This window comes from Halonotius roseus (assembly GCF_006861655.1).
GTDB lineage: Archaea > Halobacteriota > Halobacteria > Halobacteriales > Haloferacaceae > Halonotius > Halonotius roseus.
Map to the genome: position 1 here is coordinate 514,202 of NZ_SESI01000001.1, position 14,680 is coordinate 528,881.

Annotated in this window: 19 protein-coding genes; 16 read left to right on the top strand and 3 right to left on the bottom strand. The window is 53.2% G+C overall.

What is annotated here, in order from left to right:
- Positions 1-2: 2 nt before the first annotated feature.
- The 6 genes from EWF95_RS02775 (at position 3) to EWF95_RS02800 (ending at position 3,814) form a co-directional block, all read left to right on the top strand.
- Positions 3-500: a hypothetical protein gene (locus EWF95_RS02775; RefSeq protein WP_142442533.1), complete on the top strand. Its 498-nt coding sequence runs from the start codon at positions 3-5 to the stop codon at positions 498-500.
- A 26-nt stretch (positions 501-526) separates the two neighbouring features.
- Positions 527-934 (top strand): hypothetical protein, encoded by a 408-nt coding sequence (locus tag EWF95_RS02780; protein ID WP_221886605.1) that lies wholly within the window; start codon positions 527-529, stop codon positions 932-934.
- Complete coding sequence (locus EWF95_RS02785; protein WP_142442535.1) at positions 931-1,218, top strand: hypothetical protein; 288 nt, start codon at positions 931-933, stop codon at positions 1,216-1,218. Before EWF95_RS02780 ends, EWF95_RS02785 begins: the two co-directional genes overlap by 4 nt.
- Positions 1,218-1,484, top strand: coding sequence for a hypothetical protein (locus EWF95_RS02790; RefSeq protein ID WP_142442536.1), 267 nt, complete (start codon positions 1,218-1,220; stop codon positions 1,482-1,484). The genes EWF95_RS02785 and EWF95_RS02790 overlap by 1 nt, the downstream gene beginning before the upstream one ends.
- Positions 1,485-1,962: 478 nt before the next feature.
- Positions 1,963-2,922 (top strand): hypothetical protein, encoded by a 960-nt coding sequence (locus tag EWF95_RS02795; RefSeq protein ID WP_142442537.1) that lies wholly within the window; start codon positions 1,963-1,965, stop codon positions 2,920-2,922.
- Between the two features lie 325 nt (positions 2,923-3,247).
- Entirely contained in the window at positions 3,248-3,814 is a 567-nt protein-coding gene (locus EWF95_RS02800; protein ID WP_142442538.1) for a hypothetical protein, read from the top strand.
- Positions 3,815-3,900: 86 nt separating this feature from the next.
- Here the strand turns inward: EWF95_RS02800 and EWF95_RS02805 are convergent, their stop codons facing one another.
- From EWF95_RS02805 to EWF95_RS02815, 3 genes are all read right to left on the bottom strand, one after another.
- A complete protein-coding gene (locus tag EWF95_RS02805; protein WP_142442539.1) occupies positions 3,901-4,347 on the bottom strand; it encodes a hypothetical protein in 447 nt (148 codons plus the stop codon).
- Positions 4,348-4,649: 302 nt separating this feature from the next.
- Positions 4,650-5,081, bottom strand: a complete 432-nt coding sequence (locus EWF95_RS02810) for an ERCC4 domain-containing protein (protein ID WP_142442540.1) — start codon at positions 5,079-5,081, stop codon at positions 4,650-4,652.
- Positions 5,078-5,596 (bottom strand): hypothetical protein, encoded by a 519-nt coding sequence (locus EWF95_RS02815; protein WP_142442541.1) that lies wholly within the window; start codon positions 5,594-5,596, stop codon positions 5,078-5,080. Before EWF95_RS02815 ends, EWF95_RS02810 begins: the two co-directional genes overlap by 4 nt.
- 415 nt (positions 5,597-6,011) lie before the next feature.
- On the opposite strand from EWF95_RS02815, the gene EWF95_RS02820 reads away from it, so the two are divergent.
- The 10 genes from EWF95_RS02820 (at position 6,012) to EWF95_RS02860 (ending at position 14,659) form a co-directional block, all read left to right on the top strand.
- Positions 6,012-6,506 carry a hypothetical protein gene (locus tag EWF95_RS02820; protein WP_142442542.1) on the top strand — a complete coding sequence of 165 codons (495 nt, stop codon included), beginning with the start codon at positions 6,012-6,014 and terminating at the stop codon, positions 6,504-6,506.
- Between the two features lie 525 nt (positions 6,507-7,031).
- Entirely contained in the window at positions 7,032-8,000 is a 969-nt protein-coding gene (locus EWF95_RS02825; RefSeq protein WP_142442543.1) for a hypothetical protein, read from the top strand.
- A gap of 47 nt (positions 8,001-8,047) precedes the next feature.
- Complete coding sequence (locus tag EWF95_RS13445) at positions 8,048-8,218, top strand: hypothetical protein (protein ID WP_185911681.1); 171 nt, start codon at positions 8,048-8,050, stop codon at positions 8,216-8,218.
- 69 nt (positions 8,219-8,287) lie between these two features.
- Positions 8,288-9,796: a hypothetical protein gene (locus EWF95_RS02830; protein ID WP_142442544.1), complete on the top strand. Its 1,509-nt coding sequence runs from the start codon at positions 8,288-8,290 to the stop codon at positions 9,794-9,796.
- Positions 9,796-11,004 (top strand): hypothetical protein, encoded by a 1,209-nt coding sequence (locus tag EWF95_RS02835; protein WP_142442545.1) that lies wholly within the window; start codon positions 9,796-9,798, stop codon positions 11,002-11,004. The genes EWF95_RS02830 and EWF95_RS02835 overlap by 1 nt, the downstream gene beginning before the upstream one ends.
- A 205-nt stretch (positions 11,005-11,209) precedes the next feature.
- Complete coding sequence (locus tag EWF95_RS02840; RefSeq protein WP_142442546.1) at positions 11,210-12,313, top strand: hypothetical protein; 1,104 nt, start codon at positions 11,210-11,212, stop codon at positions 12,311-12,313.
- A gap of 262 nt (positions 12,314-12,575) precedes the next feature.
- Positions 12,576-12,881: a hypothetical protein gene (locus EWF95_RS02845; RefSeq protein WP_142442547.1), complete on the top strand. Its 306-nt coding sequence runs from the start codon at positions 12,576-12,578 to the stop codon at positions 12,879-12,881.
- Between the two features lie 26 nt (positions 12,882-12,907).
- A complete protein-coding gene (locus EWF95_RS02850) occupies positions 12,908-13,162 on the top strand; it encodes a hypothetical protein (RefSeq protein WP_142442548.1) in 255 nt (84 codons plus the stop codon).
- Between the two features lie 560 nt (positions 13,163-13,722).
- On the top strand, positions 13,723-14,052 hold the full coding sequence (locus EWF95_RS02855; RefSeq protein ID WP_142442549.1) for a hypothetical protein: 330 nt from the start codon (positions 13,723-13,725) through the stop codon (positions 14,050-14,052).
- Between the two features lie 202 nt (positions 14,053-14,254).
- The gene (locus EWF95_RS02860) at positions 14,255-14,659 is read left to right on the top strand and encodes a hypothetical protein (protein WP_142442550.1); all 405 of its coding nucleotides are present in this window, start codon (positions 14,255-14,257) and stop codon (positions 14,657-14,659) included.
- Positions 14,660-14,680 lie beyond the last annotated feature (21 nt).

The window sequence follows — 14,680 nt, forward strand, 5'->3', positions numbered from 1 at the left end:
TCATGAAAGCAGAAACCCAACCAGAGAACCAGAACCGAGCGTTTGACTTTGCCCGAATGTTCGGCGTTTCATCGACAAATACGACTGGCGGCAGTCTCACCACGCTGAAAGGCGTCTCCGATTCGGATCTCGAAACAATCGAGAATCCCGCTTCCGGGCTCGTCGATCCACCGAACGTCGTCGGGATGTTCTTCGATATTGACGACTGGAATCACACCATTCCACACGGGCTGATCGAGAACACGAAACACCCAGCGCAACACGTCGAGGGGGTTGAAGACGGCAAATCGCTGAAATTCACCAGCGAGGTCAACAGTACCGTCTATCTCACAACCGAGTACATCGAGCAGATCAGCGATCTGATCGGGAAAGATATAGAGAAGCACCCTTCGCTGATTCTGATGAACCGGGTTGACGAGTTCCCGGTACTGGTACGAGATACCCAGAGTGAAGGAACGATCATTCTCGCACCCCGACTCCCACCGGAAGAGCAAGCCTGATGGTCGGTTCAAATTACCCGGACGGAATGACGAGCCGGGACTTTGTCCGTGCCGGAATCGACCAACCCCACCACCACGAACACGAGTGGCGAGAAGATCAACACGACCAGCCGATCTTCGAAGACGGCGCAGCGATCTTCTTCGAAACCTGTGGCTACGCCGAAGGCCGGTATGGTGAAGGCTGGGAATGCGATGAATCCCGAACGATTCGATGTGAATTAGATCGGATCGAGAAGACGCGGGACGGAGGTGCTTCAATCACCTTCTTACCGAGCCATGAACAGCGGAATCCGATGCTGTTCGAAGACGCACTTGTGGGGCTTGAAACCAACAAATCCCACGTACAACTGCTGGACATAGACCCACCGAACGACTACGGAGACGGGTTCGTTCGGGTACAGAGCGGCGACTACATTCTGTGGTTCAGTCAATGAGAGAAGTACAATTAGCGACAGTAACGATCCCGGTTGCACTGCTTGTTCAAACAAACATGACGCCCGAGGAACGAAAGGAATCGATCTGTCGAAAGCTTCGCCTGTCGGAGTACGCTGAGGATCTGGAATTGCGACCGGGGCTCTACACCGACGCCGTTGATCTCACAAGCGTCGAAACCATCGCGGAAGCCGCCGAACGCCGTATGGGACAGGCCGAAGCCGCAGCCGAAGCCAAGCTCGACCGACAGCGAGAACGCTACTTCGACCGACACGGACACTTCTAATGGAGAACTGGCACCTGTTGGCCGACTGCTCGAACTTTCTCAAGTGGCAGTACAAGGATACCCCCTACCGCGTTGTGGCGACACTCCACGAAGATCGAGGCCACTGGCGAGCCGTCTTTACCTCGGTCTATGCTGGTGACTCCTATCTCATTCGGGGGGCCTGTGGGGGTGCTGGCGGCGGTCGAATGATGGCGAAAGCAGCGGCGACGAATTGGATGGCCCAGAATCCCAACGGCTGCTCGCCACCGGGAGACTACGGCCGATGAGCGACCGATGAGCGACCGATGTAACCAGTGCGGTGAACTCCGAGGAGCCCACAGCGAAGATCCTCATACACTGGAACCAACTGTCTGTCCGATTCTTAGAGCCCAGAAAACCACCCCGCCACAAGAACACAGTCAGTCGCCGGCCGGTCGGTGCTGACTGCTTCTTCGGAGTTTGAAATATGCATGAAAGCGGTGAGAATGCGACCTAACCAGACCCCCAATGAGCATTGAAATCAACACGGAAACCGGCGGCAGTATCGACACCGATGACACCACCGAGACGATTCCGAACCCAGAGCGAGGGTGCGGATACATGGAAGATGCCAAAGCGTACCTCAAATCAGATGTATCTGTTGGCGGCTCGCTCCCGGCGTTCGTTGAGTTCCAGCAGCCGATCCCGTTCAAAGAAAACCGGAAGCGGTCTTACACGCGATTCCCCGGTATCCAATTCGAGCTGTCGGTGACAGGAACCGGTGGCATGACCGAGACCGAACCAGTCGGCGAAATATGGGAACACGTAGATCGAATGGAAGCCGACCGCCCAACCGGTGAAACAGCCGGCGAGATGGTAGCCTTCCACAGTCAGGATCTCCTTCTCTCAGTCGGGAAGACGTACTACCCCAATGTTGACGAGTTTATCGAGGAGACCAAGCAACATGGCGTCTCGAAGGCAATCTCCGTAACCAGCGGGAATGCACCCCCAGCAGTGAATCCCGGTCGAACCCGGCTGTTCTTGATTCACCCCAACGCCGTCACCGTTGATCGAGAGATCGAGACCACGGTGGGCGAGATGAATGAAGACGACGAAATTCTGGACGTTGATGTTGAAGCCAGCCGCGTCGAAGACCGCTTAGTGGATATTGATGACGACGTTGGTGTAACGATCAAGCGAACGCTGACCGTCCCCGGAATTTTCGGCTACACGTATCTGAGTCGAGTCGTGTACACCGAAGATACGGATGGCAATGTTCCGGCCTATATTCAGGAATACGAAACCCTCGGCGACCTCGATGTAGTGAAAACGGGCCGGGAAGTCCCCTTCTCCGAACAAGGCGACTCGCTGGAGCTGGACAACGAGTTCCCTGAAATTGCGATTCGATCTGCCCTGTTCGATTCAGTGCAGAACCCAGAGCATCAATTGGCTCTTGAAGCTCCAAGCATCGAGAACATGGAACGAGCCCCACTCGGTGAGCTTGTCGAACGCGATACTGTCCTCGGTATGGAACCACCCGCCGATGAAGACTACTACCGAACCGGGGAAGGGGCCTTGGCGACAGTGAACCTCGACGACGAGTTCTACAAGATCCTGCCGTCCAACAACATCGCCCTCAATGACGAAACAAGAGAAGCAACGACGCATCTGGGGCCATACAAGGTCGTGGTAAGCTCACCAGTCGGCGGTGAATCACGGCTTATTGACGTGTTCAACACCCGATAGAGGTATATCCATTGGCAGCTAATCCCACACCAAGCAGTTACGATTGTTCCAATGAGCTACCCCTGTAAACACGAAGGCGATGGATACGTAAGCAAGACTGAATCCCACTACGGCACGATCAACGTGTGGACGTGTGGCGACTGTGGAGCGGAGTTTTCGCTTGACGAGAAGCCTTCGAAAGCAGTATATAAATAATCATTCTTGTAGACTTTTCGCACAACACTTCTAAGTCTAAACTCTATTTGTGGATGGCTACTGTATCGATGTGCCACACTAACCTTAGAAGAGGCTAATATTCATATGGACAGAACATAATGCCGAGATAATGGACTCAATCGATTGGGTAGGGATTGGGCTAATTCTCGCCGGGGCAATAATCTCTCTCACGGGTATTGGCCTTGTTGTAGGCCTCCCAATGGTTGGATTGGGTGTGGGAATAGTGTTTTTGAATCAGATAGCAAATGGTCTGGTTGGTGTTCTTGGTCTTTTGACTGGCCGATCAACTTCTCAAAATAATACTCAGAATAAGAACAAAAGTAGTAGTGAAGTCCTGTTCTCGGGCAGAGATCATGATGGCATAAAGAAAGGAGAATTCATCCATTATGATTTCGATGTAGATCAACCTGCGATTTTAGATTATACAGTGGAATCTTTAGGAGAAGGCGACATAAATGTCCTACTAACTACACAAGATGAGCTGGAAAGATTTGATTATCAAGAAAATATCCAAATACTTGAAAAAGGATCTGAATATAGCACGAACAAAGCAAATGTACAGACTCGAATTAATCCAGCCAACTATTCAATTATAATTGACAATACAGGAAGGTTAGGTTCAGATACCGGGGGAAAAGACGTTGATATTGAGATATTATACGAGATACGCGAATAGTTTTTGAAGGACATTTACCATTCATTGAGATAATAATCGGAGGATTTCGGACGATAATCAGTTGTTATATAATCAAACTCGGTTATTTATTCATGCTGATGGATTGAGTCAAACCAGTCACAACAATCCTCTATAATATTCTTCACTTCTTCCATCTCTTCTTCATTCTGCTGAAGTTGGGTTATATATCCGTATTCGTGAGTCAATAGATTTCTTTTCTGTTTGAGATCGTCAAAAGCTTCTCTGTGCTGCTTATCAATGATTTCCTTCTCGTTGCATTTATCGATGTACCATCCAAGAGTTTTGTTACCACAGACTTCGCTAAAAGCGCGAGTATGTATTTCGAAATACTGAATTAGTTTGTTTCGTAGAATAGCTTCTGTCTTCGTAGCTGTTAAAAGAAGTGCAATATCAATATTACCTTCAGCTAAATTTTTATTAATTCGGTTAGGGTCTGAAACAATCAATCTTTTTTCAGCGATACTTCCATCGTATTCGTCTTTAAACGTATTATTGGAATCGTTTTGTTGCATATAATAAGATGGGATTGAATCACCAAAGATTCAATGGTGAATATGACTTCTGCACTCAACAACCAGAGAAATGACAATTATCGCATGAAATCATAAGCAGTTATTCTGTGATAACCGAGACATTATTATCAACTCATCCAGATTAGAAGGTGTCCAAATCAGTATACTTGACCAGTCAGAATCGGTGAGATGGCGTAGAATCTAACGAGGCGAAAATCTACGCGCCCAGATCGATTTCGATTTCAAAGACGTGTGTTGGGTCGCAGAAAAAACAACGCTCACCACACGCCCCCTGTGGCTTCTCAGTAGAAGTCACTCAGCGTCCGAAAGTACCACCGATCAAGCAGTCGAAGACACTCTTGCGCGGCTTGCTCTCGGTCGCCAGCCCAGATGAAGTCCAACTGGCTGTACTTGAGCGGCCATTTGTCGGTCGTCCCGAGGACAGCGTTGGGGTGAATGTTCGAGTAGTAGCGATGATTCTCAACGTCGTGTCGGGAGCCTTCGATGATAACAACGAACTCGTCCATTGACTGAGCGCGTTGGATTTCGGCTTCGAATCGGTCTCGGTTGCTCCCGACAGAGGTTGCGAGATCGTTGATTGATTTGCGTTCGACAGCAAATCGATCTTCGTAGCCTTCGATGGTGTAGTCGCCTGTTTCGAGATGAACGGCCGTTTGATCGACGCCGGGGAGATCCCATTCGCGTTTCTCCCGCTGATCGAACACGACGTTCATTGACTGCAATCCAAGCGGTACTGCACTTTCCCGAAGGCACTGTGAACCAGCCCGTTGGTGTAGCCAAGCTCGGAGAGCAGGGCCGTGAACAGGTCGTCATTGGATGCTGGGCTCCGGGCGGGGTGATAGCCGCGTCCGTCTCGCCGAGCGACGACAGCGGCGACCATGATCGCTACGAGCGGTGTGTCGATGCCGGCCGGGCTGGATAGGTCTCGGAGGTTGAGTGTACCAAATTCGGTGCGGCCGATTGCTTTCTGGAATGGGCTCAGTTCGAGCTGGCCGGCGATGGCGTCGAAGACGGCGTTGTTGTCTTGGTCACGGAGTTGGGCTTTGTCGGCCCATTTGCCGGTGTAGATGCCGTCGTTGTGGCTGCGGAGTCGGGTATAGTGTTGTTCGAATGTGGCCGTCCCGTCGAGTCGGGTTCGTGACTCGTAGGTGGCGTCGTCGGGATGGAACTTGGTCGCGTTGTTCGTATCAGAGTTAGTGAGTGGCTCAGATGATTCTTCATCAAACATATAAGATTAGTGAGACTTCGGAGACAAGGAGAAGGAAAGGAAAGGGGACTACAGGGGATAGGATAGGTTGTGGTTCAGAGGGCTGGTATCAGACAGCTTCTCTGGATACAGACTGCTGGACTGTAACCAGAGGGCTGTAACTGGTGAGAATGTCTGCTTCCACTACTGCACAGCTTACAGCACAGTACAGCCTACAGCACAGTACAGCACTGCTTACAGTACAGCACAGTACCGGGCTGAGAACAGTATCGCTTACAGACAACACTGCATACAGTCATGGCACCAATCTATTGAGACCAGTAATGAACCAGAATACCTATCAGAACCGAAAGAAATCACGCAGTCCGACTACCGTCCTTCACTCTAAAGACGCAGAATGCATACTTAAGTGTATGGGGTCAAGATATTGACACAGATGACCGAATCCGAGACGGAGCGGCCTTCAGAACCGTGGAAGTACCCTTACGTGGCTGGCCTCATTGACGGGGGGAGTAACTTAACAGTCACCGTCAAGAAGGCCGAAGATACCCGTGTCGGATATTCGATAGTAATTCAGCTTCGAGTGAGCAATACCGATCCCACAATGTTGGGATTTCTCGACGAGTTCTGCTCGGAACACGGATTGGAACCAGTAACGAGAGATTCGGGTGACACGTTCGTTTTGTCGATCAACAAGCGGGACGATCTCCTTGAGCTGCTGCGGCTCGTTGAGCCCTACTTGATTGATCGGTTCCCCGAGGCTGAGATTCTGATGAACGACCTGTTGCCGGGGTTGAAAGCCGGGAAGGGGTCTTCGAAGGAAGGATTCTACGAGCTGATGGAATACGTGGATGCTATCCGAGCAGAGACAAACGCCGGCTCCAATCCGAAATACGATCAAGCGTATTTCGAATCTGAGTGGGATATGTAAGCGAACCCACCCCGTTCAGATACAGTTAATACGGCAGTCTGTGTCTTTAGAGTGAGGAAGTCACCCGAGACCCGTCCCCTGATTTTGCTATCATCTCAACCGGTGAGCCGGTGGTGTCCGAATTGCAGGTTGGATTGACGATGTATCTAATTTCTCGGTGAGTCGTGGGTCTCTCCCGACAACGGGGGAGAGGGTGGAGTGCCTCGACCCCCCAGACGGACTACAGAAGCGGTGAGTCTGAATGGGTGGTGTCTTGTGGCGATGGCCGCATGGACTCTTAGACGGCCAGTTAGATTATTCTCAAACATCCAATTAAATTTATTGGTGGTATGAATCACTTCTCAGTTCGCGGGCATTCTCACTCGTTTCAGTGTTGCTCTCAATGGCGGCTCTATGCCTATCCCTCTCGATAGGAGCGCATAGGGTTAGACCGGGTTCGATTCCCGGCGAGAGCGTGCAGTCATACGGTGACGGTGATAGATTAACGATCAACCAGAGCAATGCAGTGCGACCCAACCAGAACTAATGTCCCGAAACTACGACAGCTACGACGACGAAATCGAATCAAACGACGACAGCGACGACGAGTACGATAACGAGGAGAGTAAGAACCTCACCGTGACGCCGTATGCGGAAATCGAACTAACCCTTGATTCGGTGTTTGGAACGAGCAGCGATTACGGTGACGTGTTTGGGATCAACGCCTCCGATGTGGAGATCGTTGATGGCTGCCTCTATTACGATGAGGAGAAAGACAAGTACAAGGTGTTTTCGTGGAAGTCCGTGGTCGGGATGAACCCCGGCGACGGCGAGTTCACCGCTGACGACGCGAATCAGTTCTTGGTGAAGACCTACGGATCAACAGAGAAACGCTATGAACTGATCGCGGCTGTTCACCCCGACCACGATGAACCGGTCGGCATGGGAGACGCGATTATGTGGTACGGTGGGTCACAGAAGCACGGCCCGAAATCGGCCGCGAAGTCCTTGGCGCAGATCCTTTCGGCTCCCGGCCGAGAGATGGTTATCCGAGACGCTGAGGGCGATGTGTCCCGCGACATTGACAACTGGCTCGCTGACACCTCTGCTGACAATGTTCTCCGCGACGACCTCGCTGGTCGTCGGTTCGCGTTCTTCGAGATCAAGAAGGATTCCAACACGTCTGATCGAAAGTTCCACCACCCGATTGTGGAAGATGTGAAGACCGGGAATCAGGTGGCAGTGAACAACAGCAGCACGCAGTCAGAGATTGAGGATGCTGGTGAGGCTGCGGCGGCGACTGATGGCGGTGTCCCGCCGGCCGAGACGACTGAGGGCGTTCCTGAGCCGATCAGCGACTTCATTAGCAGTGTCCAGCAGTTCGATGATTTCTCGGAGGATCGTGCAAGCGAGATTCTTGCAGACTTCATCGGCGATGAGAGCTTGCCACTGACGCAGGATCTCGTTGACGACTTTGGTGGCGAAGAAGCCGTGATGGCTGAGGCCGGCTACTGATGGCGTCGGTCGGCGATATTTTGGTGTCCTACAGTCGGAAGGTGCAATTGGATCAGTTCGAGCCCGTTGAATACGGGATTGAGATGGAGGTGCAGATCGAGGACGGTGACGACCCGGCGGACGTGTATCGAGAACAGACCACCGTTGCCGAGGACGCTGTTGAGCGAGAGTTGGCCCGGCGGCTCGCTCGCAAGAAGGCTGACTCCGGCGACGACTAACACCCCTTCTCGGTAGTCTGAAAGATGCATGAAAGCGGTGAGAAGGTGCTACCCAACCACAAAAATCGAATGAAGACAATCGAAATCCCCGACGACGTAGCGGCTGCATTGTATCGAACGGCAAGCCCCGGCACGGAAGCCCCGGAGATGTTCCAGATCCTTGAGATTGGTCGGGATAACGGGCTGGTCGGTGAGGCTGACACGTATCTCACTTGTATCATTGCGATGGTTCGGGGGCAACTCGTGGTGCTGTATGGCACCAGTCGTGGTGGCAAGGACTTCGTTCTCGAAACGGCGTTCAAGGCCTTTCCGAGCGATTACGTGTACGAATGGCCGAATGACGAAAGCCCGACAGCCCCCTTCTACAACGCTGAGGAGATTAACGGCTACCCAACCCAATACTTCGGCGACATGGCCGGTGTCCAAGACCACCAAGAGAAAATTCTGAAGGCGTTTGGCGAAGGCAACGACGCCGACCGGTCGGTGACTGATATATCGGCGGCCGAGGGCGACGAGGCGAAAATGCAGAAGTTGGTCTGTCCTCGAACAACGTTCGCTACCTTCGCTACGGACAATCGTAATTTCGATTTCAATGACTGGCCCGAGGTTCGGAAGCGGTCATTCATGATCGGCGTTGACGGGTCGAAACAGCAGACTGAGAACATCATCATGCAGAAAGCGATTGAACACGCCGATGATACCACGCGGAATGTTGACCCGTTGACAGCGGCGAAGATCCGTGAGTATCTGGGGGCGATCCCGGCGGCGATGTTCACGGATCATCCGAACAATATGATCGTGCTGCCGGCATCTCGTGAAATGGCAGAGCAGAAGCCAATGCCGACTGAGTTCCCAGAAGCCCGCTTCGACTTTGAGCGGCTAATGAAGTACACCGAGACGGTGACGCTGATGAATCACGCCAACCGGCTGACTATCGATACTGACGCCGGCAAGAAGATGCTGACGACGCCCGGTGACGTATGGATGGCGATGAAGATCATGGGTGAGAATATGATTATCTCAGCTCTCAATCTCACCGACGAGGATCAGGCCGTGCTTCGGTTCCTCAAAGAATCGACCGGGAGCGAAGAACGCTCAACGATCCAGCAAGGGCTTCGGGCGGATGGCTACAATATCAACGACCGGGATGTAGCTCGCTCGCTGAAATCAATGCGAGAGAACGGTTACATCTCGATCAATGATAACGCGTCGGGGCCGAACTCCTACAGCCTCTCGCCGTTCCATAGCGTGACACAGGTCGAGGTCGGACTTGATTATGCAAAGATCGTCGAGGCGTGCCGGGAGAAGGTCTACGAAAAGAGCTACGTGCCGGATGTAGTGGCCGACTTCTACGCGGAGACGTTCTGTACGGGAGAGGGGCTGTTCCAACGAAATCCCTACACTGGCGAAGCCGTGGACATTACCGAGGATACCGAACTACAGGAGGTCATAGACGGCGCGACAGAGTCCGCAGAAGAGACCTTTGACGAGCCGATGTTCGGGTCGGAAACCAGTACGAACGACGACACGGCCGACGCCCAAGCCGAGGCGAAGACACAGGGGACGTTGGCCGACTGATGGACAAACGAGCGTACATCGAGGACGCCCTTCGGTTCTGGGCGTCAACGTGGCCGAGAAACGTCACGAAGTACCAGCGTCGGGCGACCTCGCTTCCAGAGGCAGCCGAGTTACTCATCGATGTTGAGGGCGATCCTGATATATCACCGTTCATTTCGACGTATTCCTTTCCCGAGGGACACACGAAGAATGGGAATATCCCACGGGTTGATCGGCTGTTCATTGATTTCGATGTGCCTGATACCGGAGAGTATCGGTCGGGAGTCGGTCGGGAAGACGCGTGGATTCGAGATATGAGTGCGTTACTTGTCCGGGTTCGAACGGTGGCGACGGTGCTGCTTGGAGGAAGCAACCCGGCAAGTTGGCAGGCCTCGTTATCCGGCCATAAGGGAATCCATCTTGATCTGGTGTTCCCACCCATTAGCACCCAGAACGGCACGTTTCAGCAGTTTCAGAACGGCATGACAACGTATGCGAATCTGATTGAAACGTATTTGAGCCGCGAAACGGAGATCGGCGATCTGGATGCGTACATTGATGTGTCGTCTGCCGATCTCGGTCGGTTGCGTCGTGTTCCGAATACGCTCCATTACGGGGCGACCGAGGCATTTGGCGAAGACCGCTTCTGTGTTCCAGTGACGCTCGGTGAACTCTCTCGGTTGAAGCCGGCAGAGTACATGACGTTGACTCGATCTCGTCGGTCGATTACACCGGGAATGAAGCCGACTCCCAATGAGAAAGCCGGCGAGCTGTTAGCCCAGCAGATTCGGGTTGCGGCCAAGGGGACGGGCCAATCGTCACATTCTCACCGAAGCTCAACTCGGGATCGTGCGCTGATAGCCGCGTATCAGGCGGCCGAAAACGAGAAGATCGGTGTCGATGATATTGGATTCATCCTCTCTGATCGACCGTGTGTAGCGGCTTTTGTCAACCGGGATGATGCATTCGCTCACGATTCGGCGTCTCACTTGATGGAGATGAAGGCGATAACTGAGATGATGCGAAATCGCGTCCCGATTGCAGTGATGGTGGCGTTCTTTGCACAAGCGAATGGTTTCAATGAGGCGTACACCAGAGGACAGATTGAGAAGTTCATCGCTCGTGATTATGAGCCGGTTGGGTGTGCGAAGATGTGGGAGCGGGCAGATGAGTTCTGCCTCAGTAATTGTCAGATCAGGAAAGACGCACATTCAGATACAGCTAAATAGCCACTCTGTGTCTTTAGAGTGAAGGCAGTGTAGGCACCTTCTCGCGCTGAATTTCTTCGATTGAGAGCGGTTAGTCCTACAATATCTCTGACCGATGACGTCTCTAACACCCAACCAGACAGCGGCAGTGCAAGCTATTGATACACTTGACTCCCCAACCGCACTACGGATTGCAGATCGGCTGGGGTACACTTCGACCAGTGGTGTGTATGATCTCTTTCGACGGGCCGAACAGCGAGATCCCAGTTACAGCTTCAGTAGTGAGGACGGTGAATGGCAGTACGAACGAGTGGCGGCTGACGGCGGTGTAGTGGCAGCGGAGCCGACGACACACCGAGTGCCAACGGCCCAGAAACAATCGGTCACGAAGGCAGCCAACGACTTTCTCGCGGATCTTGAACTCGATCTCCGAGAGCGACTGGCTGACTACGAACCAGTCACGGCAGAGCGGCCTACCCGAACGGGGGCTGTCGATTTAGTGATGTTCCGAACGGACGACCATATCGGTTCGACAGAAACGGTCGCCGATAAAAACGGGACGAAGGTGGAAATACACAATAGCGAGAAGGCGATTAATCGAGTGTATCAGCACCTTCAGGACGTGCTACTCTGGAAGATCGAACTTGAAGAACTCGGTCGAACGGTCGATACGGTTCACCTCTTGATGAATGGCGACCACATTACCGGTGAGGATATTTATGAGGGTCAGGGCTTCGAGGTCGATTCGACCCTCCGAGAGCAGGTGAGAGACGGCAGTACAACGTATGTTGATGTGATTCGGATACTCTCTGCAGAGTTTAATTCGGTGCAAGTCGTGTGCCAACACGGTAATCATGGCGAGCTTCGAACCGGATCACAATCGTCTGAGGCGAATGCTGACGACTTGATGTTCGACGCGATTGATCTTGCCCTCCGGCAGTCTGATCTTGATAACATCAATCTGATTACGAATCACATTGATACGCATATCGAGTTCGACATGCGAGGCCACCGGGGCTATATGCGGCATGGGCAGGATACGCTGGGCCACATTGGAACGACCAGTGGAGAACAGCGGTGGCAAGCGTGGCTATTACAGAGCATTGACGAGCATGATGGCGACGGCTGGGACGTTGGCTATGTCGGTCACTATCACGAGTTGAAAGTCGAGCCGGTAAACGGGAGACCTGTCCTGATGGGCGGGACACCCCAACCGGCGTCGGATTACGAGAACTCGTTAGGAATCCCACCGGGGCGGCCGGGGGCGTGGACGCATACGGTGACAGATACCGAGCCGATTGGTGATTTGCGCCCGACGTATTTCACGTAGCTAACCGGTAACTTCTTAGCCAGTACAATGCTGCAATAAAAGGCCTATCGCGGAAAAAGTCAGACCCCGGAAAGATTGAGCTACTGGTTTGTTGCTCACGATTTTCTGAGGAGAGACTTCTGAACTCTAAATGTCAAACCAAACCGGAAAACGAGCTGACCAGTCCCGAGTGACAAATATACTCTCGAAGCCGTCTTCGCGGCCGATTACCGCCGAGCCGGATATGAGATACACGCCGATTTCGCCCGCTGCGATAGATCGAATGAGTAAGTCGGCTTCAATCCTCCAAGAGGTCGTCTGGGAGACCTACAAGGGAACCTTCGGAAGCAGTACCTTGCTCAAAGAAGTTGCACACGAGACGATGTGCTGTCCCGACTGTGAGGTTCCGGGTCGATATGATTCGGACGGGATGATTGTCTGTCCGAAGGAGTGTGGTCGGATTATCAGTGACGCGCCACTGATGGTTCCCGAGGATTCCTTCGACAGTTACGGGAGTTCGGGGCCGTCTGGAGACAGCCCGACGCCCGCGCTTAACGATATGACGATGCCTGAACCCGACGTGCAGTAACCACCCAGCCCGCTGCTACCCAACCTATGAGCGAAGATACAGACACCGACAGCGACGGCCCCGACGAAGTACAGGCTGCAATCACCCAAGCGCACCAGCTTCACAATATGATCGACAATGCGAAAGACTGGTCGCGTGAGACGGCGGCGAAAATGCGGGTGCGAGCGGCCCGCGAAGACGACGCTGAAGCGGTGGATGAAATTGAACAGGTCGCGGCACTGATCGAGACCGTGAATCGTCGGATCGAGACCGGCGACATTGGCCTCGCTCGGCAGCCGTGATGCGGTATGAGCGTTGTAAGCTACCCGTTGTTGATGGTGTATGTGACGTGCCGGGTCGGATTGTGGAAGTGCTGGAAGCTCCACAAGGCGGTCGAAACCAGATTACAGCACTTGTTGAGGTGCCTTCGGAACCGTCCGCCGCCACCACCATTGTCAGTGCCGGCGATACATCCGAACGAGTAGTTGACGTTCAACGAGAGATGGACAGAGACCTTCGGGAGAACCCGAAGTTGTACCAAGCTCTTGCTGACGATGAAACGTCCGACGAGAGGACGGTCTATTGTCAGGGAACGAACGCAGATGATTCGCCGTGTTCTCGTGAAGTTGGTGAGCCCGGCGACACCTGCTGGCAGCACCCAGAAGAATGAGACACGATTACGATCTTCCCCCGGATTGGGACGCATTATCGACGCAGGAAAAGAGCGATTGGATGACAAGCGAGCGGTGCCGGCGACAGGCGAAAGCCCAACAGCGGGCCGGTGCAATGCCCAATCTCGGAGTTATTGAAGCCGAAATTGAGCGGTTAGAACGACGACTGGCGGCACGACGGAACCACGAGTATGAGTGACGCTTCACCCGGTTCAATCGTTGTTCGGACAGCGAATGGTGACTTCGAAACAATCGAGAACGTCGCTGATGTAGCCGAGTTGGTTTCTGGAACGCTGAAAGTGGTCTTCGAGGATACGACCGAGGAAACGGTCTCGGGCTCTCTGTTCGGCGGCTGGGGTGCATGGAAATTGTGGCTCGATCCGCCGGCTGGTGACGGCCTCCAGAAGTACATCGGAGAAGACCCCTTGACGATGCCAAACGACTCGATTCGGTTTCGGATCGACGAAGGAACACTGCACCGAGCGGCGAGAATCAAGCGGCTGAAACAGGCGACCTTGTGATTATGAGTGCTACCCAACCAAGCGAGAAAGTGAACCAAGAGCGTATTGCCTACCACCAACAGTCGGCGGATCTCGATCCGGGCAACAACCTGTTTCAGTGTAATAACTGTGGGCACTACGCTGGCGATCCTCGGCCGCGAGGATTCATTTCGGGGTGTCCCGCGTGCGAGAGTATTGTGACGTTCTACCGGATCATCGACTAATGGTTACACCACAAGAGGTTCTGACGGACAGCGCACAGACGTATGAACAGAAAAATGCGGATTACGGCGCAAGCTGGCTGGCTATTGGCGAGATCCTTCACGGGCTCGCAGATGGTGAACCAATCACGCTGCGGGAGCCGAGAGATTTCGTTTCCTTCGGGCTGTTTACCCGGCGAATGGACAAGCTGGCCCGTGCGTTCAGTGGGGAGTTTCTGTCCTCGGAGTTGAATTTCGAAGGGCTCGAAGACAGTCATGCTGATGCGGCGACGTATGCGGCGATGCACGCGGCGACATTCTCACTGGATACAGAGCGCGTCACCTATGAGAATGACCACGACCCGGAACCAGCGGTCGATCCGAGGTACGAAGCCAAGTACCGCGAACTTGTGGCAACCGAGGAATGAACTTCCCGACAGTAAGTGCTG